The organism is Flagellimonas sp., from assembly GCF_965601775.1.
GTDB lineage: Bacteria > Bacteroidota > Bacteroidia > Flavobacteriales > Flavobacteriaceae > Flagellimonas.
In genome coordinates this window covers 3,221,172-3,246,228 of the sequence record NZ_OZ271837.1, presented here as the reverse complement: position 1 = coordinate 3,246,228, position 25,057 = coordinate 3,221,172, and the positions used below count along the sequence as shown (strand labels likewise).

Below are 25,057 nucleotides of genomic sequence, written 5' to 3'. Positions count from 1 at the left end.
TAGCACGCCAAGAAAACAGCTATATTTCTTTTCCTCTTTTTCTTAAGACAAATAGTCACCGCCAAATTTTCTAAAATCAAAAAAGCCAAGACTTAAATCTTGGCTTTCTCTATTATTGAATTGAGTAGTAGCGGGGACTGGACTCGAACCAGCGACCTTCGGGTTATGAGCCCGACGAGCTACCTACTGCTCTACCCCGCGATGTATATTTTAAATCCTAAGCCCTTGAAAGCCAAAAGGTTAATAATTCCGTCAAATTTCTTGAAAATGCCCGTTTTGTTCGGTCGCGTGTACGCTTTTCAAGAAGGTAAAAGTACGATTTATTTTTAAAAAACAAAATTCTAACACCTTTCATATTCCATGCTATAGTTGTAATTGTACCGGATTGATATAGTTGGTGTTGAGGTCAATTTTATGTTGGTTTCCTAGGCTTGTACTTTGTAAATTTTGTTCGGTAAGATGCTCGCTTTTACAAAAATTTTACTCGAAATAGGCTAAAAGCCAATAGTGAATAGTTTCGTAATATATTGATATTCAATAGTTAAATAGTGATGGCGGGGTCAATATTCTTTGATAACAAACAGATGGTCTTAAACTACGATGACAGGATTTAATTGAACTTTTTGAATTTGGAGTACTGTCAAATGGTAGTTTACTAAGTGGTGTAACTTGTCCCCTGATAGGTGACCATATCCTCTAGATTCTTATTCTGGAATGTATAAAGATATGTATGAAAGCTTCACAAATTCTGGATTTGAATCCATTTCGTCATTCAACGAATCCCTGTCAGAAAACCAAATGTAGTTTTTTTCAATCTCGCTTAGAGTATAATCATTTGGCGGTCGGAATCGAAACACATGGGGTAGGCCCATGGGAATGGACAAATGGTGGTCTGGATTGAAAATGCTGTACATGCTAGTGAATTATCATAAATGTTGCATAATATCAACATAAATATTAAATTTGTGGAAAATATGCAACAAAATGAATCCTAAGAAAGCTATTCTATTGCCAAAGTACCATAAGATTTTTGAGCAGTTGGGCGAGAATATAAAGTTGGCGAGAAAGCGAAGAAAGCTTACGACCGAGCAGGTTTCCGAACGCGCAGGAATTAACCGAACTACATTGTATAGAATAGAAAAGGGTGACCCAAAGGTTGCCATAGGTTCTTACTTCAATGTGTTTAGAGTATTGAATCTTGAAGAGGATTTTAAAAAGCTAGCAGTAGACGATGAATTCGGAAGAAAACTGCAAGACCTTGATTTATTATAATAATGGCAGAAGGAAAGTTTGACATATATGTTTTTGCAGATTGGGTCTGTTTAGAAAAACCAACCCTCATCGGTACGCTATCGGCGCATTTCGCTAAAGGAAAGAAAGCCTTCAGTTTTGAATACGATAAAGCGTGGTTAAAAACCGATGCACAGCGTTTGCTCGACCCTGACATTGAGTTTTATTCCGGGCCACAGTTTCCTACCAACAAAGAGAATTTTGGCATTTTTCTAGACAGTATGCCTGATACTTGGGGCAAAACCCTTATGAAACGTAGGGCTGCACAAGATGCTCGGGCGAAAAATGAAAAGCCAAAAGCCCTTTACGAAATAGATTATCTACTAGGTGTTTTTGATGAAAGCCGAATGGGCGCTTTACGATTTAAGACCGACTTGGAAGGTCCGTTTTTGGATAACGATGCCCAGACGCCAACACCGCCCTGGTCATCCTTGGGCGACTTGCAGGAAGCTGTCAAACAGTTGGAAAGTGATGCTCAGGATGAAGCGCTGAAAAAATGGATCGCCGTATTGATTGCGCCAGGTTCCTCATTGGGTGGTGCCAGACCCAAGGCCAATGTTTTTGATACAAGGAAAAACTTGTGGATTGCAAAGTTTTCATCCAAAACAGATACAATTGACAAAGCGCTATGGGAATTTTTGGCCTATCGATTGGCCATAGCTGCCGGCATCGATATGGCAGAATCCAAAGTGGAAAAAATCAGCGGCCAACATCATACTTTCTTGACCAAACGCTTTGATAGGGAAGAGGATAAACGCATACACTTTGCCTCGGCAATGACCATGACAGGGAATACAGAAGAGACCATTAAAGATGCATCCCCAAACTATCTCGAAATTGTGGAATTTATTGAGAATTACGGAGTTGATGTCGAAGCCAACTTGCACCAACTTTGGCGACGCATTGTATTTAATATTGCCATCTCAAACACCGACGACCATTTGCGAAACCACGGTTTTATTTTACGGGATAAGGGTTGGGTGCTCTCACCCGCTTATGACTTGAATCCATCGATTGAAAAGGATGGTTTATCTCTAAATATTGATATGGATGATAATGCTTTAAACTTTGATTTGGCTAAAAGTGTTGGGGAATATTTTCGTTTAAATGAAAAGGAAATGAATGTCATTTTGAGTGAAGTATTGACAGCAGTTAGATGTTGGAAAGATGTGGCTAAGAAATTAGGAATCAAGAACAGCGAAGTGCAGCTAATGGAAGGTGCCTTTAGGTGGGAATAACGACATAAATTTTAATGCTTAATTTGAACTATGGTCTTAAATTCCGTTCTTTTTATTTAGCTTTTAAAGCCTGCTGCTTCCTAAGTAGATTTTGAAACAATTTGACGGTTCTTTCTTGATAGGCCTCGGGTATTAGTCCACCTAAAATCCATCCGTCTATTATTAATTTCCTATTTTGGAGGTTAAACTCTTTCTTTAGGCAGACCAAGGCTTCCTCCTTGGTATTATGGTCCATCAGCTTGAACAATCTTCTTATGTTTTCAGTCATGGTCGGCTTTGGTAGGTGCTAAATATATTTCAAATTCTGTTAAAGAGAAAGTTAAATCAATTTGAGGGGTATTTATGAACGTATCGTTTTTTTTTTTTTGAACTTTTTAGGAAGATATTAAAACTCTCGCCGCACATTAAACTCTTTACACAAGGTGCAATCTGTAAAGAGTGTCACCAGTTTTAACTTTTATATAAAGGGAATCCCCTTTTGTTCAATTGGATATAGTATCAGGCTGTTAATCGGGGGGCTTGATTTGAGTCCAATATGTGGAAGCCTAAAACAGGTGTTAACATAAGAATGTAGCTGCCTTTTTTATTGAGTGAAGTGCTTTTTTAATATGTATCTTATCTGTTTTCTTCGCAACTTATTTTAGTTCTAAGGTTGTCAGAAATTTCTCAGTGATTTAAATCGGCTTTCAAACTGTTCATTTCAAACCCTTATTATATTGGAGGTATTTGAAGGCAAGAAAACTTGTTGTCGGATACATCATTAATAGTATACAAGAATATTTTGCATTTAACAAAGTGTTCATTATATTTGAATGTTCATTGTCGCTGAACAAATGAAAATAATGAACATAAAAAACTATGTATCGTAACAATGACTTTATATATGAAGCCACTTCTAAGCTTGAGCAGCTCATAAACATTCCTATAGAAATAGATAGTAGCCGTCAAAATTATGACGCTCTATTGCGCATCAAAAACGAGCAATTCATCGTCGAAGCAAAATCTGCTGTTAGAACTTCTAATCAAGGTCTTGTTTTATCTCAACTACAGGAGATGAAAAATAATAACAGTAGGCCTGTTATTTTAATTGCTGAGTATATTTCTAAAATGGCTGCAAAGGAATTGAAGGAACGTCTTATCAATTATATCGATGTAGCTGGCAATGCCTTTATCAAGCACAATGATTTAGTAATATATATTGAGGGGCAAAAGAAGGTCAAAAGAGAAAAAACTAATCAATCTCGTGCCTTTCAAGAGGCTGGTTTAAAGATACTCTTCCATCTTTTGTCGAAGCCCGAACACCTTCAGGATTCTTACCGAAAAATCGCAGAAAAGGCAGATGTTTCTATAGGTTCAGTAAGCAATGTTATGGCAGAGCTTGAAGACTTAAATTATCTTTTAAAAACTAGTGATAAACGTGTTCTTAAGAACACAGGAGCACTCTTAGAACGATGGATTGTCGAATACAATGAAGTTCTTAGACCACGTATCGTAAGAAAACGTATGCGTTTTATTGATCCAGACTATTTACAACATTGGCGAAATATAAATACGAATACTAATCTTGGAACAATTCTTTGGGGTGGGGAGCCTGGTGGCGCTATTCTTACCAATAATCTAAGACCGGAACACTTCACTCTTTTTACTGACCTAGAACTATCAGAATTGGCTAAGGTGCTTCGATTAGTGCCAAGTGAAGATGGGGAAATTGAAGTATTACAAAAATTTTGGAAGAATGATTTTGATGACACTGGTGTAGCCCCTGCCCTCTTGGTATATGCTGATTTGATTAATAGCGGTTACGGCAGAAATATAGAAACGGCAAAACAAATATTGGAGAATGACTTACAATATATCTAGCAGTAGATTCACTCATCCGCTGTTAAAGCCCATTTTAATGGAGCTTACACAATACTTTAAAGAGGCAGGAATCTCCTTTTTTGTGATTGGAGCTACGGCAAGAGACATCATTATGGAATTACATAATGAAAAATCTGGTCGCTTAACACATGATCTCGATATCGCCATAACAGTCAACGATTGGGAACAATGGAAAAAGGTTGAAGAGGAAATTATAAGTCTTGAAAATTTTACCAAAGACAAGAACCAAAAACAACGCTTTATCTATAAGGGTAAGTTTCAATTGGATATTGTGCCTTTTGGAGAAATAATGAAACAGGATAGTAGAATATTCTGGCCGCCCGATGAAGAGTTTGCTATGTCAGTCTTAGGATTTTCGGCTGCCGATGAAGCAGCTTTATCCATTAGTATCGATAAAGAGACTGATATTAAAATTGCCACCCTTAGTGGTATTTTTTTATTGAAAATAGCCGCGTGGAAAGACCGAAATCATAAAAATAACAAGGACGCTGATGATATGGGATTCATCTTAGAAAACTATCTCAATATCAATTCAGAGCGAGCTGCTATGGAACATTATGATGAAGTTTATGGAGTTGAACCTTTTTCAACAATAACTAGTGGCGCAACTCTCTTAGGTAAGGATATCAATGAATTGCTCAAAACCCATCAAAAAACCAAAGCTTCCATAGTTGAAATATTAACTGCTGAAAACAATAAAAAGGAAGACAGTAAACTGATCAATCAAATTATAGAAACGCACAAGGCATTCTCGTTTGAAGAGGTGTTAAATAGTATAGAAAACATAATCAACCAACTTAATTAAACACAACCATTATTTATATGGCCACAACTATAAAAAGTAAAGAAGAAGTAGTATTAGAAGATAATGAACTCGTTTGCATACTAACAGGAGAAGTAAAAAAAATAAAGGCGCAAGAAACTAATTTGCAATCCGTAATCTTAATGCTCAATGAAGAATATGGATTCGACTTAGGTGATATGGAGCGCAATTATACCATTGATTACGAAGATCCAGATACTGGTCGAACTAAAAAACAAAAGATAGATTTAGCCATCTTTGAAAAAGACAAACCGCACGAACAAGATTTTATTATTCGTATATGTGTAGTACAAGATGATAAGGTTAAGGAAACCGATAAGAAAAAAGGCCTTTCTGCTACTTTGGAGAATGCAATGGGTGCAGTTAATAGTTGTGAATTTGGTCTTTGGGCAAATGGCTCTAGCTATCATTTTCTTCAAAAAGAAGATGATGGGATTGGTTTTGATTTTGAATTTACCGATTTATCAGACTTTCCCGGAGAAGGAGAAACCTTGGAAGATTTAGACCGAGCAGACCGCTCGCATACACGTACGCCCGCAAATGACTCTTTGATAAAAGTATTCAAACGTTCGCATGATTATATCTATGGAAATGAAGGTCGAAAAAAAGATGCCTTCTGGCAATTACTGAACCTTATATTTTGCAAAATCTACGATGAGAAGCGAAGATTCATGGAGTTACCCAACGGAGAAAGCTACCGCCGTAAATTTTGGGTAGGTGTTAAAGAACAGAATTCAGAAGAAGGTCGAAAGGCTGTAGCAAAAAGAATTAAAAGTCTTTTTGAAGAACTCAAAAACGATAATTTGTTCTCTGAAGTGTTTCAAGGAAATGAAAGCATTGACCTTACGGATAAAGGACTGGCCTTTATTGCGGGAGAACTTTCAAAATATTCTTTTCTAGATGCTTCCGTAGATGTAAAAGGGCTTGCTTATGAAACTATAGTGAGCAATACCCTAAAACAAGAGGCGGGACAATTCTTTACGCCACGTAACATTGTGAAATTTATGGTAGAAATGCTTGATCCTAAAGAACATCATCGTGTATTGGATCCTGCTTGTGGCTCGGGTGGCTTTTTGGTAATGGTTCTTGACCATGTTCGCCAGCAAATTACCAAATACATGTATCCAGAGTTGGAAGGGCCATTATTAGAAGAAAAATATAATTCTATAGAAGTGAACGAACGTGTTCGAACTTACGCCGAGCATAGCATTTTTGGGTTTGATTTTGACCCTGATCTAAAGAAAGCAGCACGCATGAACATGGTTATGGGCGGCGATGGTCACGCCAATATTTTTCACGTAAACTCACTTGCTTACCCGCTATGGGAGCACCCTGCAGAGGTTGAAAAAATAAACCGCACGATAGAAGAGAGTATCAGAGTTATGCAGGATATTGAAAATGTATACACTACCGATGCTCGTGGTAAGTTTGATTTAGTTTTTACCAATCCACCATTTGGTGCCAAAGTGAAGGTCGAAACGGAAATTGCGTCCCGCTACTACCTAAGCCAGTATAGTAGTGCGCCAGAAGTTTTGTTCATTGAGGCTTGCTACAATCTTCTGAAAGAAGGTGGTAAAATGGCGATTGTATTGCCAGATGGCATTCTAGGAAATCCCAATATGCTTTCGGTAAGAGAGTGGATTCTTAATCACTTCAAAATACTTGCCTCCGTAGATCTTCCAGTAGAAGCGTTCTTGCCACAAGTTGGTGTCCAAGCCTCATTACTATTCTTGCAAAAGAAAACAGAACAAGAAGTACAATTGGCACAAGAACAAGACGAAGGCTATGATGTATTTATGGCAATAGCAGAAAAATTGGGTAAGGACAGAAGAGGAAATCCAATTTACTTGCGTGATGATGAAGGAGCTGAATTATTATTTAGTTCCGAAACAAGGTATCTCTCAAAAAAGAGAAATGGCGAGAAAATATTGAAAATTAGAAAAGAAAAGTTAAAGCAGCTAGACGATGATTTGCCTGAAATCTATAATGAATATCTGCAATTTATAAATTCCAAAATATAGATGAAGACTGGATTAATTAAAATATCAAGATTTGACGAGGGATTAACCGTTCTTAAACCTGACTACTATTTAAATAAAGGAAAGAAAACCATTACGGACTTAATCGAAAAAGGCGTTAAATACGATAGTCTTTCAAATTTATGTGACAAAATTTATCAAGGAGGAATATTTAAAAGAGTATTCGTTGAGTCTGAAACCAATTCTTTTAAATATGTTACAGCAACGGATATGATGAAGGTGCAGCCTTTAGACACAGCGAAAAAGATTTCAAAGAAGTACACTCCTTGGATAGAAGAAATGACTCTCAGGGAATCTCAGTTCTTGGTTAGCTGTGCAGGGACAGTAGGCAACACGGCTTTAGTTAACAAAAGTTTTTCTGGATCGGTAGGCTCACAAGAAATTATAAGAATTGAGTCAGAAAAAGTAAAGAATGGGTTTTTGTATGCATATATAAGTTCGCCAATAATAAAGGATTACATTCAATCTATGATTTATGGTGCAGTCGTTCCCAGGATCTCACCAGTAGAACTAGGCCATTTGCCAATTTTACTTCCCAGTCAAAAACTACAAGAGCAAATACATAATTTAATTATAGAATCTTCAGATTTATTGTCTAATGCCAATTTGCTTTTAAAAAAAACCCAGAAAGAACTAATTAGTCAAGTTGGATTGAAGGCTTTAGATATTGAAGATTACGATTGTTTTGGAAATCACTCTTCAAACAGAAAGGTTTCTGCATTTCATAAAAATATCTCGGAAATTAGTTCTTTGACGATTAATGCCTTCAATCACTCCTCTCGTCTTGAGAGAGTAAAAAAGAGAATTAAGAAAGTGGTGCATAAACCGTTGGGAGAATGCCTAAATGAAACGGGTTTATTCTCAACAGGTTCATTCAAGCGGTTAGAAATAGATTCCTCAAAGTCAATTAAACTTATAAATCAATCTGATATTTTCAATTTTAGAAAAAAAGGGAAAATGTTATCGAAAAGATATATAAATACCGAGAAGCTTGTTGAATATGGGGAAGTTCTAATAGCCGGCGTTGGAACTTTAGGGGAAAACGAAGCATTTTGTCGACCTGTTTTTGCTAATGAAGAACTAAAAGGGCAATTGGTTGCAGGTGAGTTCATTCGAATGAAAACTAACGATAACGTCCCCTCTGGTTATCTTTATAGTTGGCTCTCTTCTGATTATGGATTTAGATTGATAAGGGCTACTCAGTCCGGTACTAAACTTTGTAGGCCGATTCCATCACTACTAAAGGATATTCCCGTCCCAATTCTGGAGAAACCTGTCATGAATGAAATAGATACATCAGTAAAAAAAGCTCATACTATGTTATATCAAGCTTTGTCGAAAGAAGAAGAGGCAATAGCATTAGTAGAAAAAGAAATAGAAAAATGGCAAAAATAATTAAACCACCTTATTTTGAAACGGTAGTGAATGCCGGGGAGAAGCGTTTGCTTGATTTTTTGCAGATAAAACTCCCTGACACCTACTTCTTGATACCAAATGTGGAAATAGCTTCTACCAACCCCCGAAATAATCGCACTCAGTTTTGGGAATATGATCTGATAGTGGTTGCTCCCCATGCTATTTATAATATAGAAAATAAAGACTGGAAAGGCCGCATAGAAGGTGCTGATGATTACTGGTACATTAATGATAGACAAAAACCGAATCCACTCAAAACTGGTCGCCAAAAAACAGCTATTCTAGCATCAAAACTTAAGGAGGCCAATAGAGATTGGGGAAAGGCTTGGATTCAAAACATGGTGACGCTTTCCTATCCCAATTCATTCATTCCAAATCTAAGACAGGAGGCAGGTAAGCTATCTTTCATACTTACCAACGAACTAGTTGATTATATTAAAAATCCCAAACAAATTGGTAAATGGGAAACAGCTATCGTTGATATTCAAAATGATATTGTTCAATTCTTAATAGGAGAGCAAAATAAAAAAGCTCCTAATGAAAAGAAAGAAGTACAAGGCTACGAGATTGTAGAAATCTTAAAACAAGAATCGGATAATTATGTAGAATATCTGGTAAAGCTCAAAAATGTAACCTCAAACATACGGAAAAGGGTTAAGGAGTATTCACTACAGGTGGTAGGTTTATCACCTGTAGAACTGCTAAAGCGCGAGGAAAGTATCTTAAATCAATATAATGCGCTCATAAAAATCCGTTCAAATCCGTTCATTCTTCCTGTCGAGTTCAAACTGGATGAAGAAAATCATCTTTTTTACGAAATTACGGACTTGATGGAAGATGATTCTTTACGTTCAGCGTCACGAAATAAAACCTTCACGTTTGATGAACGTATAAGCATTTTAAAGAATGTAATGAGTGCTCTAAAATCAGCCCATAAGGAGAATATTTTCCATAGGGATATTAATCCTGATAATATCTTTTTAAGTAATGGCTATGCGTATTTAGGGAACTTTGGTAAGTCCTACTTTACGGATCATAATGACCATGGCTACACAGTGATGCCTACGATTAATGAATCTAGTGCCACACCGTACCATCCGTTAGAACTTATTGCTAAAGACGCTTCTAGAGCATCGGACATATATTCGTTAGGGGTATTAATAGCTTGGTTGTTTACAGGAAAAGAACCCATAAAAAATCCTTTTGAACTTGATAAACTAGGAGGGCAACTATCAACAGATAGATTACCGTCCGCGGAGAATAGTTCGTTACCAAAATGGCTAGATGATATCTGTTTAAAAACCATCTTAACCGATAGTGATAAGCGCATAGATAGTATAGAAGAATTAGAAACTAATATCGAAGAAGCTTTAAAAGTTGAGTTTTCAAGCAAAGAACCTACGAAGGCTACAAATTCTCCTATAGCAAATGACCAACTTGATACATATGATTTAAAGGAAGGGGATCGCGTAGATGACTATATTATTCATAAGATTTTAGGGCGTGGGGGTTATTCTCGTGTTTTCAAAGCGAAACATGATTTGCAAGGACGTGATTTTGCCTTAAAACTATTTCATGAAAGTGTTAGTGTTGCTTCTGTAATAGATGAATACAAAGCGTTAGCGGAATTAGACCATCCTAATATTGTGAAATTTGTATGGAACGGACAGACCCGTTATGGGCAATTTTACACCACAACTGAGTTTCTTGATGGAGACAATTTAAGCACTTATACAAAAACCGATGCGAATTTACCAATAGGCACTGTCTATAAACTAGCAGAGGATATGCTCTGTGCACTAAGCTATTTGCAAAATAGAGAGAAACCTATTCTGCACCGTGATGTAAAACCGCAAAACATTATATGGGATAATGAAGGACGTTTTGTACTTATTGATTTTAATGTGGCCTCCCTTAAGCAAGATGATAAGGCTTATGTTGGAACTAATCCGTACTTGGCACCAGATTTAGTGGATGGACATCATATCAATTGGGATCTTTCCGCAGATACCTTTGCATTGGGAATTACATTATATGAACTAGTCACCAAAAAATACCCATGGCCACAAGGTCGCATTCCTAAAATAAGCATTGACCCGGAAAATCCGAAAACAATTAATCAAAGGATTTCCGATGAATTTTGTGAATTTCTACTAAAATCAATTGGAACAAATAGTAATAAGCGATTTTCTTCTGCTCAAGAAATGTTAGACAGCTTGCGTGAAATAGGAATAAAAAATCTCCTTTCAGAGAACAAAGAAAAAGCTGGTTCCGTAGTACTTGATCAGAAAGAATATCATACAGAAGTTTCGATTAGACAAGGTAGTACAGTTATTACTCTATTAAATGAAATGTCAAATTATGGTCAATTACGGAAAACCATATATTCTTCCTTAAACAAATTCAAAGAAAAAATCGATGGCTACAAAACCTCTATTTCTTTAAAAGAGAAATTAAAAGTGGTAATCAAAGTTGATAATGAAGTCTTGATCAATGAGACTTTTTGGGCAGGTGGTGCTCGTAATTTTAATGATGGGAATATCCTTAAAGTATACGACGCTTTAAAGCACTCCTTTAAAGAAAATACTAACCGCTTAAAGGAGCACAAGATAGATGTTGAAGGAATTGATATGGTAGATTATGTTAATTCACTTTATAGTCAATCAAAGTCTGGGAATTGGGGAACACGTGTTAATGATCGAGGATCACAATATGACGAGGCCACATATTCACCTTCTAAATTGGATAGAAAATTAATACCAGATATACTAGATGCACGATTTAAACTAATAATAATTACTGGCAATGCGGGGGATGGTAAGACGGCTTTCATTAGAAAAATAGAAGACGCGGCTAGTGTGAAAAAACTAAATCGGTTTAAACATAAAAATGGAGCTGAATTTGAAGTAAACGGTATTTCGTTCGAAAGTAATTATGATGGGTCACAGGATGAAGACGGGAAAGTGAATAATGAAGTTCTAGAATCCTTCTTTCATCCTTTTGAAGGACTGAGAAATTTTTACAAAGCTAGTGAAGGAAGAATCATTGCCATAAATGAAGGGCGATTGGTGGAATTTTTGAAAACTTCTAAAAAGTACAAATCGCTTCACGACACAATTGACCAATATTTCTACAAAGAAGGTCATTTTGACCTACCTCCAGGATTAATGATTATCAATCTTAATTTAAGATCAATTACTGCTATCGATGGTGAGGAACCTAGCCTCTTCAGACAACAAGTCAAAGCATTGACTAAAAAGAGTCTTTGGACTAAGTGTGAAGGGTGCTCATTAGCAAACAAATGTTTTATCAAATACAATGTTGATTCTTTGAACGACCCAGCTTCTGGCAATGAGGTTATTACAAGATTGGAATGGTTACTTCGTACAGTTGGGTTAAAGCGCGAGTTGCACATTACAATGCGTGACTTACGATCTTTTATTGCTTTTATGATTGCACGTGACCATAGTTGCGAAGAAGTAGATGATGCTTATAACAGCTTATTAAACAAACCAGAAGTATACTGGCAGCTATATTATTTCAATATCACGAATCCGGATTATAAGGATTCTGGGAATAATGATCGCTTAGTGAAATTATTACGCGAAACAGACGTGGGTAGTGTAGCAATACCGAATCTAGATAGAGATTTGTTTTTTGGCCAACACGTGGCAAGACATTATTTAGAATTTGCTGATCGTGAATTCCATTTACTTGATGATTTCAATACAAACAAGATTTGGGTACCAGCTCACGAACAGGATAATGAAATATTGGATAAGATAAAGTCAATTCAGAAATCCTTCGTGCGCCATCAATATTATGAAGGACGTGTAGGCAATTATAAAAAACGGCTTCCGTATCAATCCTTGCAGAGTTTTTATAAAGCGCTTAATGTGGAAAAAGAGAATAGTGTTTCAGATGTAAAACTACATTACATCACAAATGATGAACAATCTAAAAGCAAACAGTTCCATTTTGATGAAGAAGATTTTGTGGATAATTCTACTTTCACAAAAGCATGCCTGAAACAAATTAAACCTCTTGTACAAAGGGAGGAAAAAGGAATAAAGCAATTGTCAATTATTAATCAGGCTACTGAATTTATGGAAGTAATTTCTTTGGATTCCTATAAGGGCTATAGTTGGACAGACTTTAAAAGAGCTACAAATACGCTAACTGTAAAAAAAGCAATACCCAGACTATACGAACAACTAACAGAAGACTCTTTATTGCGTCTTAAAATATCTATTTCTAGAGCCATATCAATGAATGAAGGATGTGAGAATGAGGCTATTTGGCGAAAAAACTTAGTATTAAGTACCTCTGAAATCAACGATCCATTTAGTAGATCGTTCAGATTATTCGATCTCAGTGATTTTGAGCTATTTGTAAGTCGTACGGATCATCTAGTTAAATATCTAGAATACGAACCAGATAGTCTTGTATTTAGACATAAACAAGAAACACATATTGAATTAGTTATTTCACTAGATCTTTTTGAAATGCTTTATTTTATTCAGCAGGGGTACAGTCCTTCCCTTAATGATATAAGAGGAAAGTTTGTGGAGCTAACCATCTTTAAAAATCTACTTGAGAACATCACTTATAATAAGGTAATAGTAACAAGGGATAATCTTGAGTTTTATGAAATAAGCAAGGATGTTAAAAATCATCTTAGTATAAAAACAATGCAATTATAATTATGGCGATAAAACTAAATAAAGAAGAAAGCGTCTTGAGGAACGAACTTATTTATGCTGGGGATGCAAAAGCTGTAAACATAGATAATGTATTTGTGAATTTGTTTATGCTCTTAAAGCACAATGGCATAAGACCTAGACAACGCGCAAGAAGCAATTCTTTTATTGACTTGGATACTCTACAGAGAGTTTTTGGAAAGCTAGAAGAAGATGGTTCTGTAAAAGGCTTTAGCGAGAACAAGGAAGCCGCAGTGCTTTGGATGAGAAGTAATCTGGTAAACATGGTTTATAGAGGCAATCTGGATAAGGAGAAAATATCTTCTCTTAGACCAATCCACCTCGAAAGTTATAGAGTTAGAAACGCAGCCCACACAAGAGATTACAACACCGCAGATCAAGTATATTTAATGCTTGGCGCAAATCCCAACGTAAAAGAGGAACTAAAGAGCTTTCTAATGGAAGGTTGGGATAACACAACTAATAAAATTAATATAAGAACTGGTTTGGATGTTGACAGTCTTGGACTATTGCATGTTATTAAAAATGTTAAACCTGGTTTTTTAGATACGAATAGTTCTTTAAATCAAATCAAGCCGCTATTAGAGGAACAAGCCAAACTCTATTGTGATGATGTGAGACGTTTGCTAGTTTATAAAAGAAAAATTCCGAGAAACGTTGTGGTAGATTATTTGAAGACTATTACGTCATTTCATTTGTCAATTTATATACAAAAGCTAGTTTTTCTACTACCTGAAATGGTAGAAAAAGGAGCTATTAGGCATAGTGATAATTGGAGTATTGTAATAGATGCAACAGATGATTTTGAAAGCAAAATCGCAAAACTTGCGAGTTATGACGCTGAGAGTTTAACGAATAGTATTTACGATTATATCAAGGCTACCTTTCAAATTAATGCTGCCCTGAGAAGATTAAAATTGGAGAAAACAAACTCAACAAATCTAGAAAAAGCGCTTAAGGTCCTAGCGGAAAAGCCTATGGGATTTGAAATTTATTTTGAGACTCAATGGGATAATCTATACAATTCGCTAGAAGAAGATGATAGGGAACTGATTAAAGATATGGTAAAGTATGAAGACTCTTATTTTGATAAATATATTGAACTAATAGTGAAAGCACGCGGCGCTTATCAATATAGGTATCATATACAGCTTATTGATAATCTCTCACAGAAGAATTCGGAACGGGGATTTATGGCCCAAGGACGAAGTAAAAAGCATCCACGGCGTTTCGTCTTAGGGACTCGACTATTGGAGACGCTAGTTCAAATATTGGTATTAAATGTTGAAGAAGATCATTTTACTACGAAAACGCTATCCATAGAGGAATTAATAGAAAACATAAGAACACGATATGGATTAATCATCAATGGCCTTTCTGAGGAAAGATTTACAGATGCAGATTTGAATACGCATTTAGCTTTTAAGGAAAATGTAGAATCATTTAAAATGAAACTACGCCAAATAGGCTTTTACAACGATTTAAGTGATGCCTACATATTACAAAGAGTGCGTCCTCGATACGAATTAAACGATTAAGAAAAGAATGGAATCGACTACCATAAACGTTTACTACCAAAAGATTATAGGCCTTATTCTTCAGTTGCACGACACTGACTTCAAAGCGGCAGACCCTGGTCATTGTATGAAAATTACAGGCCTAGGTGTTATAGAATTAGAATATTTATGGGATCTTCTTATTGAAAAACATTCACATCTAGATATTTATATTGTTTCCGAAGTCGAAAACACAAGTCACAAATTTATTTCCGCGACAAAACTTATCGAGCTTCGCAATAAGCTGGACAAACCTCTACTTATCTTAATACCATCAAACAGCCGCACAGCTGCGGAAGATTCGTATGGTAACGCAACCTTTAAAGAGATATCTCTAGAAGGTATGGAAGAAGAATTGGTCAATACTCTAATAGAACAAGTTCCCGATGATGTTTATGACACGGTAGTTAATGATATTATAAACTATTTAAACCCTTCAAATACTGAAGTAATAGACTACTTAATAGCTATTGACCAAGAGAGGTATGAGCCTTCGGCAATTGGAAATTGTCTATTTAAACTTTCTTTGATACCTGATGAGATTCTTTCAAAACATGTTGAAAAAATTAGGTCAAGATTGAATTTCAATAGAGAAAGTGTTGAGTTATTATCAGCTTTCAATAAACCACTATATGATAGAATAGCTGAACTAAGGTTAGAAAATGATTCTATACAAAAGGATATTGTCAATTTTCTCAAAACTGAAAAAGGAGCACGAAATGCCCAAGAGATTTGTAATGCTATTAAAAATGGCTATAACGAATTAAATTTCAGTTACTGGCCTATTCCGGATTTAGACTTTACGCATATTAAATTGATAACTGACGAGATAAAGTCTAAAGATTTAAAAGTGGAAGATGGGACCAATGTCCTTTACGCACAAGAAGGTAATGTAGCAAAGTTAAAAGTTCGTTTTCACACCAATCCAAATCCAAAGGATATAAAAGATTTACGATTCTTTAGGATTATACTGATGGCTGTTAATGGAAGTAATGGAGAAGAAATTACAGTACTAAGAAAAATCAAAAACTCAAATTCTAATAGACCTTATAGAGATGCCACACTTGAGCTGAACCCGAATATCATCGAGGAAGGATCCTATTTTATAAAGGTTTTAGCTGAAGACGAACATGGTAATATGTTAAATGCTAATGACGAGTTTCGTGAGTCCAAAATTCAAAAAGCGTGGGAGGAGGCTAAGAAAGAAGATGAAAGTACACCAAAAAGTTCTTTTCCATATAAGCTCAGCTGTGATTCGATTGATTTTGACTACGTAATTGAGGAGTCATTAGAACGCGATGAAGATCAGCGTAAGGATAAACTAAATAATGTTTTACAAGCCTATTTCAAATATCGCATAGAAGCGTTAAAGAATGATATCGAAATTGAATTACCAAAACCTTCGGAAACATCAAACATTTGGATTAATGACGGAAAGGAAAAACATAACTCTACGTTTCACATCAATTATTCTGACCAACATAATTATCAAATCAACATCTCGACTAAACTGCGTCAAATAGAAAATAAATTTCTCACAAATGCCGATAGCTTAGGCTATGTAAGATGTCAACTAAAAGGCAATAAGCTGGCAATAGGTTTTGAACAATTACAATTTGTAAAAAGCGAACTAAACGAAATTGTACCGAAATCATTACTAAAGTCAAGATTGCAACTTTTTGAAGCAATTATTAATTCAAATACAAGAGCTAATGGAATTTTTGAAACGGCAGACATATTCAATCTCAAACAGAACATCAGAAAATATGTCTATACATATACCAAATGGACAACAAAATTAAATAACCAGTTAGCGACAGACGAGATAACGTTAGATGAGAAAACAAAACTTAGAGAGTTTCTCATCGAATTGCAAATGATTGACCTTGTTAAGGTCAAAAGTAAATTACCTGACGGAAGTAAAGTCGAAGCAATTCTCCTATCACCTTTACATCCATTACGCTTATGTTGGACTTTACAACTTTTAGAAGTTTTTGAGAATTGGGAACAAAGAACAAAAGAATTTTCAGGGCACAAAGAATCTTGGTCAGAACATTTAGAAGAATTGTTTATTGGTCAGCTCTCTCCTGAAAATAACCAACAAGTTCTAATTGAGACAATATCTCAAAAACAATTTAATTATAGTGGCGAGCTATCATTTGGATGGGGGCTTTACCTAAGTACGGTATCCCAAGAATCTAAAAATGGAATGACTTCTATTTCTAGGCAACTCCAGCATTATTTAAGGTTGTTATTTAATATCACAAGGGACAACTATGTAGAGACTGATTTAAGTATCAAATTGGTAATTCGACATATTAAAAATTACCTATTGCAACATCCTTATATAGATAAATTGGTAGTTAATTTATTCAATGCGGGGGATGCAGAGGTATTTGCTAATGCATTTGTCGAGTTAGAAAAAGAAAAATCATTTGAGAGTATCAATTATGAAGTCCGAATTTTTAAGGGAGATGACAAAATAATTGAGCATGGAGAAGCTTTAAAGACCTTAATCAATCCAGAATCAAATATCTCTGAAGAAGCTGAGGCATTTTCGCAACCTTCTAGGAATAGATTGTTTCCAAAATTACGTTTTTCAATCAACGATATTTCAGACTTCTTAAAAGACCCCTCATCTTATACCTCTCATTTGAGTTTTTTGGTAAGTCCATTCCCTATAACTATCGAACTTATAAAACCAACTATAGAAGATCGCAACTTTTATTTGAATGGTTTAATTACTGAGTCTACAGTGAAGGTAGATGCAAATGGATCTCAAATTAAGTGGAATCGTTTCATTCAAGGTAATAAACTATCACTAAAATATGATACGGCAGGTGCAAACGGCATTAAACTTTTTGAAAACCTTCAAAGTTTTATAAGCGGGGCTTTAGTGTCAAAACACACTCCATCCGTACCTTCTACGCAACTTAGGTTAAATGATAAGGATAAGGTTCTACTTACTCACTTGCACGATTATTCTGATTGGGTAATAACATTTGATAAAGACCTAGGGCCACAGATATTTGATCAACCATCTAAGGATGGTAAAATCCCATTTTTACTGGACTATGTTCCTGGAGAAGAGGCTTTAGGAATTTCGTCATATCTTACAACAAGGCCTACCTCTGAAGTATTAGGGCTACTAGGGCCTCACTTTGAAGAATTCAACCTTGATATTCATAATGAAGAGGACGAGCATAAAATAAAAATTCTTCTTGAAGATTTAAGAGCAGTTAGTAGTTCGTTGGTGCTTCAATTGAATTCTTCGAAAAACAAGGCGTTTGAGGTAATTGGCTCTGCGTTTACCAAGCGAGTGTTGGAAAAAAAGGAAATGTTAGAAGATGCTTTTCTGATCCCGATCGATTTGCATCAAAACCTATTCGAGAATTTACCTTCTGGAAGTAAATCAAGAGCAGATAACTTGCTTGTTTCAATCGATCTCGATAGAAAAGAAATATTAATCTCGGTAATAGAGATAAAATGCCGTAAAGCCTTAGGAGAAAATGAAAAAGATGCTCTTAGGTTAAAAATGCTCGAACAGATAGAAAATACAATAGAAGCCTTGAGAAATCATTTTGATCCTTCATACAATAGTTCTTTTGATAGGTTAGATAGAGAAATTAAAAACAAGGAACTAAAATCACTATTGACCTTTTATTTGGATAGAGCACATAGATATGAGTATCTATCCAATAAAGCATATAATCAGTATTTAGCTTTTCTACAAAAACTTGATTCGGGGTTTAGTCTTTGCTTTAGAAAACTAGGTTTAATTTTTGATTTTGCAGCATCAGAAAGGCATAAAAAGGTAGTCCTAGATAATGAGTCCACCTTTTTTACTTTCGGAGGGAAGTTGATTGATGATATTCTTGACCCTTATTCAGATTTAAATACTAAGAGACTTGAAGAAAGTGATTTTGACAAAGACCTTACAAAAGCCTTTGGAAATATAAGTGAACTTAAACCTTTTATTCAAAGATTCAAATCGAAATTTGAATCCAGCGAGAGTACATCCGATTCTAGCGGAGATGATGAGGTTGAGAATTCAACAGAAGCAGATTCTCAACCTGATAACTTTACAGCAAGTCCGCCGACCGAGCAAACGGTATATCCGACAAATCAAGAAGGTACCCTTAGGGCGGCCGAAACGGAAATAGAATTAAACACAGAAGATGATTCTATGGAATTCGTGTCAAATCATAATGAACATATCTGTCCTGAATTTGACATGCTAATTGGTAAAACATTACCAAGCAATCAATTTGGAATTCTCGGGGAAAGTACTTTACAGAAAAAAATTGCTATTGACCTTAGCGAGACAAACACCATTAGTCTATTTGGAGTTCAAGGCGGCGGTAAAAGTTATACTATTGGGACTATCTCAGAAATGGTTCTTAAACAATTTAGCAATATCAACCTACTTCCATCACCACTAGCTGGGGTCATTTTTCACTATAGTGAAAGTATGGACTATGCGCCTGAGTTTACCTCAATGGTACATTCTAATGATGAAAATCGGGAATTAGAAAAATTGAAGGCACGTTATGGAGCTGAAGCGGATAACATCGAGGACGTTATTATTCTCACCCCAAAAGACAAAATTGTAGAAAGGCAAGCTGAATATCCATCTATTAAAGTATTGCCAATAGCCTTTAATTCTAAGGAACTTAATGTTCAAGATTGGTTGTTTATTTTAGGAGCAGTAGGAAATGACTCTACCTATATTAGACAACTCAAATCAATTATGAAACAGCATCGATCTAATATAACTATAAATGCTCTTTCGGAAAGTGTAGAAGAGTCAGAACTATTGAGTAATTCTCAAAAAGCATTGGCAAGACAGAAACTAAGTTTTGCTCGCGAATATATTAATGACAGCTTTATGATGCGCGATGTATTAATGCCAGGACGATTAGTCATTGTTGATTTGAGGGATGAATTTATTGTAAAAGATGAAGCCTTAGGACTTTTTGTTATAATGCTTAATATTTTCTCTGCGGTAAAGAATCTTAACGGATTGCACTTTAATAAATTCATTGTCTTCGATGAGGCACATAAATATATGGACAATAAAGACCTGACTGGAAATATTGTAACAGCAATAAGGGAAATGAGACATAAGGGAGTGAGTATAATGATTGCAAGTCAAGATCCGCCAAGTCTTCCTAACGAAATTATTGAATTGAGTTCTATTGTGCTACTACATAAGTTTAATAGTCCGCAGTGGCTTAAACATATTCAAAAGTCAATAACCCAACTTTCTACTCTAACTCCTGCGGACATGAGCGCTTTAACCCCTGGGGAAGGGTTTTTATGGGCAACCAAGGCAACGGAAAAAAGTATCTCAGTTAAACCGGTAAAGGTTTCGACTAGACCTAGAGTGACAAAGCATGGAGGAGGCACTATACAGGCTACAGGTAATAAATGAAATCAATTGCATTTTCATATAAAGGAAACAGGGGAACAAATCAAGATGTGATTTGGGAGAGCAGCCTAAGTTCAGGAACGAATCTCTATTTAATAGCAGACGGAATGGGAGGTTACGATAATGGAAAGCTCGCAGCATCGATGATAGTAGAAAGCATTTCTACTTTTTTGTCTACCGTCGATGAAATTAACGAGGAAAGTATTCAGAAAGCAGTTAACAAAGCAAATCTGGTAATTCGACAATTTCAAGAACTAAATCAGTCCAAACTAGGAGCAACAGTGGGGGGCGTGATTGTTGAAAACAATATAGCCAGATGTTTTTGGATAGGGGATATAAAAATTCTAAAGTACTCAGAAAGCAAATTAGATTTTGAAAGCAAGTCCCACAATTTATTTAATGAGACCTTAGATGATGTTACTCCCAATATTTCAGAAATAAAATCAAAATATTCACACGTAGTAACCCGCTCTGTTCAAGGTAATGCAAAGAAATCTATCGTCTCTTACGATGAATTGGAATTAAACTATAAAACAGACAAGCTAATAATTTGCTCAGATGGATTGCACAATATTATTGATAGTCATAGTATTGAGTATTTACTAAATAGCTGTAAATCATTGGATGAAGTGATTGAAAAAATTCGCAGAAGATTAAAAATGGAGGCAGAAGATAATGCTAGTTTTATATTCCTTTCCATGAAGTAGAACAAAAACAGGGAAGCTTTTAATTATACAAATAAGAAAATACGGCGTTTATTCATAAAAAGATTATAAACTCTTTACATTTTGACCTGTGGATATATTTTTCAGTTTTGGCTGAACCCCCTAGTTCCGATTCAAAAAATCTCAACTCTTTCCAAAATCCGCTTTTTGTAAAGAGTTTAAATCTACTATAAAGCCATTTTTATTAACCGTCTAAAAGTTCAAATAAAGGGTCCTTTGAAAATAATTTGGTAAATCAGTGATCATTAGGCCTTAACCATTGGCCAACTCGATTACCGAAATTTTGAATCTTAGGGGGCTTCCTTGATTACAATTCCTCGATATCGCTATCTTTACCATAAACCCCACAAATCTACTGTAATGAAAACTTCAAAAAATTTGCTGTTACCTTTGCTCGTTGTGACGCTCCTTTTATCCTGTAGTGATGACGATGGCACCGTTGCCATGGATAATAGGGCAGAGACCCTGTTCGGACAATGGGAATATGAAGCCATCGATTCTGATACCGCTGTGGATATCAATGGAGATGGAACCGTAAATGTGGATTTGTTCAATACCAATGAAATCCGTCAATGTATAAAAGATAATTTGACATTTTTTAGTTCTCGAGGGTCAGGTGAAAAAAGTGCATTTTCAATAAACGAAAATGGCCTGTCCTGTGGAGAAGTACCAGCTTTCCAGAATGTGGAAGATGATACTTATGAACTCATCAATAATGAACTCATACGCTTTGATAATCGTAACGATTGGCTCATCATTAAATTTACCCAAAATCGATTGGTAGTTGAAGAGGAGGATTTTTTGGATGAACAGGCAGTCGTCATCACTTACACCCTTAAAAGAAGTTAGTTTAAGTTAGGTTAACCTGGGGCGCCCCCTCTTTTTAAACTCTGACTACTCTTCCAGTAACCCTTTCGCTCCATTGATTATTGGTATCCCTGACCCGGACCTCAAAATCTTGATCAAGGTATCTCAAGCGGCTTTCCCGAGCTTCTTCTTCTAACAAAAAGTATCGGTCAACCCCATTGCCGATGGCTTCATTGTAGTTGAAGACCCGTGTATCCCAGCGGTTGTCCCTTCTATTGTAAATCCTGATTTCCACTTGGTCCAATGTGGCTCCACCATACGCTTCGGAACACCCGATGTCAAAGCAGGTATATATCCGTACCTGATAATCACAGCCGTTCAATCCACCACAGCTCACATTGTGCTTTTCGCCTTTAACAAGTGCGACTGGCCTTCGTAGGGTATCCACAAAAGTACTTCCGTTTCGGGTCTCGCCTGTTGAATTGTCCACTGCAAAATCGATGGAAAACTTGTCCGGGGTATCTGGATAAAAGGTCATGTTGGTACTTCCATAATTTAAGGGAACGGTTTCCCCTTCATCATATCGAGTTCCCGAATAAATGATGTATCCTGCTCGATTCCCACGAAATGAGAAGACCATCTCATAGGTCACCGTTGGGTCATGCGTCCCCTCGGCATTGGTGATCACCGTAATGTTGAACGCATCTCCCTCCAGGCGGTCTCCAGGTGCCTGGCTTATGGTAAGATCAAATTGTTCCACATATCGTTCATAGGATAGGCTCACATTGGCCATCTTTGGTACATTGGATGAAGATCTGACATTGAATACAATATCATGGTCGCCCTCAGAGAGGCCTGTATAGTTCCCTGTAAACGATCCTACCGGGACAGTGAACGTTTCACCTGGACCATAAACGCTTCCATCAAATTCAAAACTGCTATTGGCATTGCCCGTGGAATAGTACAGGGTATACGTGTCGCCCCCTAGTCCCAACTCGGTGATGTTGAAATTAATTGTGGTGGATTCCCCAATGAAACCACCGGGCCCCGTTGCATTGGCCGTGAAATTGTAATCCTTGGGACTGACATTGACCGTAATTTCAACAGGTTTCTCCAATCCCGTTTCGTTTTGGGCGAAGAAGGTTATCAATACCGTTCCCTCGCTCACCCCCTCCAGGCTCCAGTTGAAATTCCCCTTGGGAATGTCATAACTGTTGCCAGGGCTTACGGTATTCCCATTCGTATCCTTTATCAGTGCGTTCCCGGTCATTGTAAACCGCATGGTATAGTCGGAAGATCCCACCGTCTCCGAAATGTTGAAATTGACCGAGGTGACCTCCCCAATGGAAATATCCGATTTTTGGATACCTCCCGTAAATGAAAAATCGACCTGTTGGTAGGTGATGGCAATGGGATTCGTGGCGTGGGTCACCCCTGAGCCGGATTCCACGCTGAAGACCAGATTGTGCTCCCCGGGCTCAAAGCCCGTATAAAAGATGTTATTGGCATCCGCACCCAGATTAAACTTTTCGCCTGGTCCATAGGTGTTTCCGCCAATGCTCACCTGCCCGCTCTTACCGGAAGTGAAAAATGCCTCATAAGTGTCATTGGTGCCCTCGGGTTCCTCATCGATATTGATAATGCCCGAAACTGGGATATTGCTGAATTCCGAGGTCTTGGATGGCGTGAAGGTCACTTCAAATTCGTTCTGCTTGATCTCGAGATCAATGATGACAGGTTCGGAAGACTGTCCAAAATTGTCCGTGACAACAAAGGAAATCCTGTGCGTGTCCGTGGTTTCCGGAATGTAGAACAATGAGAAATTGCCGAAGTTCACGGGATAATCCGTGGAATTCCTGAGCTCCGTACCACTTTCATTTCTGAGCGTACCGTTTCCATCCAAGATCTCATAGGATACACTGTACTGGATATTATTGGTATTCCCATTGGACTTGATGTTGAAGTTGAATTGAGTCCGCTCCCCTATAAAGACGGAGTTGCTCTCCGAACTTCCCGAAAAGGTAAATGGAATGTTGGCCACGGCTATCTCGACGCTGTCCCTTTTGGTCTGACCGTTACTGTCCCTAACATCAAAATAGATTTTACGCTGGCCAAGCTCCACACTTTGGAAGGTATAGTTATAGTTGCCGGGCAATATTGGTCTGTTGGTTCCAGGGTCCATGACCCCACCGTTCTGATCCCTGACAGTTCCTCCTCCCTCGCTCTCTGGGGAAAAGGCATGGCTTATTTCATAGGTGACATCGCTTTCCTCATCCTGTGTCTGCAAGTCGATGTTCACCGCCAGGTTGGTGTTCAATTCCACTTGGGAAGAGCCTGCAGTTGCCCGAAAACTAAAGTTCAGATTGCCGACCTGTAACAACAGTTCCCGGGTTATCGTGGCCCCATCGGGGGCTACCGCCGTCATGGTCAGACGATGCTCCCCCAAGGTCTCGGGCTGATAGCCAAACTCGGTCACCCCTTTCGGCAAACGGAACTCCTTGCCCGGCTCATGGGCGGTATCCCCAACATATAAAAGCCCTGTGCCGTTTTCCAACTGATAGGTGATTTTGAAATCCCCAGTACCGTCGCTCTGTGGTCCGACCGTCTCCTTGTCCCGTATCAGCGTGGCATTGATTGGATTTTTACTATTGATGATAAGGGCCTCAGAACCTTTGGTCAATACAAAGCCAAAACTGGCAAAGCTGGTATTGTAGACAAGGTCCAGTTCCTTGGTCAGTTGATTGGAATCCCAAGCATATAACTTAACCTTATGGGCACCAGTATCAACGGCCATATAGTTTAGGCTTATATCAAAATCAGTTAGGGGAATCGTGTCGTTTTCCCGTATCGTATCGTTTTCGCTTCCCAAATAATAGCCCTTTCCATCTATCATGGTATAACGCATGTAATATGTCACATCGGAGACCGTGCGCTCAGGTTCAAGGGAAAAGTCGGTCTTGGAAGCCTCAAAAATGAAGATGTCCTCTTCGTTGGTTCCCGAAAAGGAAAAATCGAAGGAGTCCTCGATGATATTTTCAAAATCCTTGCTACATGCGAAAAATAGAATTAGACACAGTACTGTAGCGGATACTATATAGCGTGGGGTGTGTGTTCTCATAGTGTTCCATAT

At 37.1% G+C, this 25,057-nt stretch carries 14 protein-coding genes and 1 tRNA gene; 11 read left to right on the top strand and 4 right to left on the bottom strand.

The genetic code is table 11. The features are described from left to right. Positions 1–128: 128 nt before the first annotated feature. Positions 129–201, bottom strand: a tRNA-Met gene (locus ACSLUF_RS15005). Between the two features lie 503 nt (positions 202–704). After that, the gene (locus ACSLUF_RS15000; RefSeq protein WP_106143264.1) at positions 705–914 is read right to left on the bottom strand and encodes a hypothetical protein; all 210 of its coding nucleotides are present in this window, start codon (positions 912–914) and stop codon (positions 705–707) included. Between the two features lie 70 nt (positions 915–984). Here ACSLUF_RS15000 and ACSLUF_RS14995 point away from each other — a divergent pair, with 70 nt between their 5' ends. Together ACSLUF_RS14995 and ACSLUF_RS14990 are read left to right on the top strand one after the other, a co-directional pair. Next, positions 985–1,272, top strand: coding sequence for a helix-turn-helix transcriptional regulator (locus ACSLUF_RS14995; RefSeq protein WP_106143263.1), 288 nt, complete (start codon positions 985–987; stop codon positions 1,270–1,272). Between the two features lie 2 nt (positions 1,273–1,274). After that, a complete protein-coding gene (locus tag ACSLUF_RS14990; RefSeq protein ID WP_106143262.1) occupies positions 1,275–2,528 on the top strand; it encodes a type II toxin-antitoxin system HipA family toxin in 1,254 nt (417 codons plus the stop codon). A 52-nt stretch (positions 2,529–2,580) separates the two neighbouring features. Here the strand turns inward: ACSLUF_RS14990 and ACSLUF_RS14985 are convergent, their stop codons facing one another. Then, a complete protein-coding gene (locus ACSLUF_RS14985; RefSeq protein WP_106143261.1) occupies positions 2,581–2,796 on the bottom strand; it encodes a hypothetical protein in 216 nt (71 codons plus the stop codon). Between the two features lie 590 nt (positions 2,797–3,386). On the opposite strand from ACSLUF_RS14985, the gene ACSLUF_RS14980 reads away from it, so the two are divergent. From ACSLUF_RS14980 to ACSLUF_RS14940, 9 genes are all read left to right on the top strand, one after another. Next, on the top strand, positions 3,387–4,388 hold the full coding sequence (locus tag ACSLUF_RS14980) for a type IV toxin-antitoxin system AbiEi family antitoxin (protein ID WP_106143260.1): 1,002 nt from the start codon (positions 3,387–3,389) through the stop codon (positions 4,386–4,388). After that, positions 4,369–5,214 carry a nucleotidyl transferase AbiEii/AbiGii toxin family protein gene (locus ACSLUF_RS14975; protein ID WP_106143259.1) on the top strand — a complete coding sequence of 282 codons (846 nt, stop codon included), beginning with the start codon at positions 4,369–4,371 and terminating at the stop codon, positions 5,212–5,214. The genes ACSLUF_RS14980 and ACSLUF_RS14975 overlap by 20 nt, the downstream gene beginning before the upstream one ends. A gap of 17 nt (positions 5,215–5,231) precedes the next feature. Next, on the top strand, positions 5,232–7,253 hold the full coding sequence (gene mads2, locus ACSLUF_RS14970; protein ID WP_106143258.1) for a methylation-associated defense system DNA methyltransferase MAD2: 2,022 nt from the start codon (positions 5,232–5,234) through the stop codon (positions 7,251–7,253). Further along, positions 7,254–8,666, top strand: coding sequence for a methylation-associated defense system restriction endonuclease subunit S MAD5 (mads5, locus tag ACSLUF_RS14965; RefSeq protein ID WP_106143257.1), 1,413 nt, complete (start codon positions 7,254–7,256; stop codon positions 8,664–8,666). Beyond that, entirely contained in the window at positions 8,654–13,390 is a 4,737-nt protein-coding gene (gene mads6, locus ACSLUF_RS14960) for a methylation-associated defense system protein kinase MAD6 (protein WP_245911887.1), read from the top strand. Before mads5 ends, mads6 begins: the two co-directional genes overlap by 13 nt. Before the next feature lie 2 nt (positions 13,391–13,392). Beyond that, the gene (gene mads7, locus ACSLUF_RS14955) at positions 13,393–14,946 is read left to right on the top strand and encodes a methylation-associated defense system protein MAD7 (RefSeq protein WP_106143256.1); all 1,554 of its coding nucleotides are present in this window, start codon (positions 13,393–13,395) and stop codon (positions 14,944–14,946) included. Positions 14,947–15,052: 106 nt separating this feature from the next. Beyond that, complete coding sequence (mads8, locus tag ACSLUF_RS14950; RefSeq protein WP_245911886.1) at positions 15,053–20,398, top strand: methylation-associated defense system ATP-binding protein MAD8; 5,346 nt, start codon at positions 15,053–15,055, stop codon at positions 20,396–20,398. Continuing rightward, the gene (locus ACSLUF_RS14945) at positions 20,395–21,102 is read left to right on the top strand and encodes a PP2C family protein-serine/threonine phosphatase (protein WP_106143254.1); all 708 of its coding nucleotides are present in this window, start codon (positions 20,395–20,397) and stop codon (positions 21,100–21,102) included. Before mads8 ends, ACSLUF_RS14945 begins: the two co-directional genes overlap by 4 nt. Positions 21,103–21,480: 378 nt before the next feature. Then, positions 21,481–21,969 carry a hypothetical protein gene (locus ACSLUF_RS14940; protein ID WP_106143253.1) on the top strand — a complete coding sequence of 163 codons (489 nt, stop codon included), beginning with the start codon at positions 21,481–21,483 and terminating at the stop codon, positions 21,967–21,969. A 34-nt stretch (positions 21,970–22,003) separates the two neighbouring features. Here the strand turns inward: ACSLUF_RS14940 and ACSLUF_RS14935 are convergent, their stop codons facing one another. Next, complete coding sequence (locus tag ACSLUF_RS14935; protein ID WP_106143252.1) at positions 22,004–25,045, bottom strand: TraQ conjugal transfer family protein; 3,042 nt, start codon at positions 25,043–25,045, stop codon at positions 22,004–22,006. Positions 25,046–25,057: the final 12 nt, after the last annotated feature.

Bases quoted from the DNA above. Each gene is read 5' to 3' on its own strand.
- ACSLUF_RS15000 (WP_106143264.1), bottom strand. From the start codon at position 914: ATGTACAGCATTTTCAATCCAGACCACCATTTGTCCATTCCCATGGGC.
- ACSLUF_RS14990 (WP_106143262.1), top strand. From the start codon at position 1,275: ATGGCAGAAGGAAAGTTTGACATATATGTTTTTGCAGATTGGGTCTGT.
- ACSLUF_RS14980 (WP_106143260.1), top strand. From the start codon at position 3,387: ATGTATCGTAACAATGACTTTATATATGAAGCCACTTCTAAGCTTGAG.
- mads8 (WP_245911886.1), top strand. From the start codon at position 15,053: ATGAAAATTACAGGCCTAGGTGTTATAGAATTAGAATATTTATGGGAT.
- ACSLUF_RS14945 (WP_106143254.1), top strand. From the start codon at position 20,395: ATGAAATCAATTGCATTTTCATATAAAGGAAACAGGGGAACAAATCAA.
- mads6 (WP_245911887.1), top strand. From the start codon at position 8,654: ATGGCAAAAATAATTAAACCACCTTATTTTGAAACGGTAGTGAATGCC.
- ACSLUF_RS14940 (WP_106143253.1), top strand. From the start codon at position 21,481: ATGAAAACTTCAAAAAATTTGCTGTTACCTTTGCTCGTTGTGACGCTC.
- ACSLUF_RS14935 (WP_106143252.1), bottom strand. From the start codon at position 25,045: ATGAGAACACACACCCCACGCTATATAGTATCCGCTACAGTACTGTGT.
- mads5 (WP_106143257.1), top strand. From the start codon at position 7,254: ATGAAGACTGGATTAATTAAAATATCAAGATTTGACGAGGGATTAACC.
- mads2 (WP_106143258.1), top strand. From the start codon at position 5,232: ATGGCCACAACTATAAAAAGTAAAGAAGAAGTAGTATTAGAAGATAAT.
- ACSLUF_RS14995 (WP_106143263.1), top strand. From the start codon at position 985: ATGAATCCTAAGAAAGCTATTCTATTGCCAAAGTACCATAAGATTTTT.
- ACSLUF_RS14985 (WP_106143261.1), bottom strand. From the start codon at position 2,796: ATGACTGAAAACATAAGAAGATTGTTCAAGCTGATGGACCATAATACC.
- mads7 (WP_106143256.1), top strand. From the start codon at position 13,393: ATGGCGATAAAACTAAATAAAGAAGAAAGCGTCTTGAGGAACGAACTT.
- ACSLUF_RS14975 (WP_106143259.1), top strand. From the start codon at position 4,369: ATGACTTACAATATATCTAGCAGTAGATTCACTCATCCGCTGTTAAAG.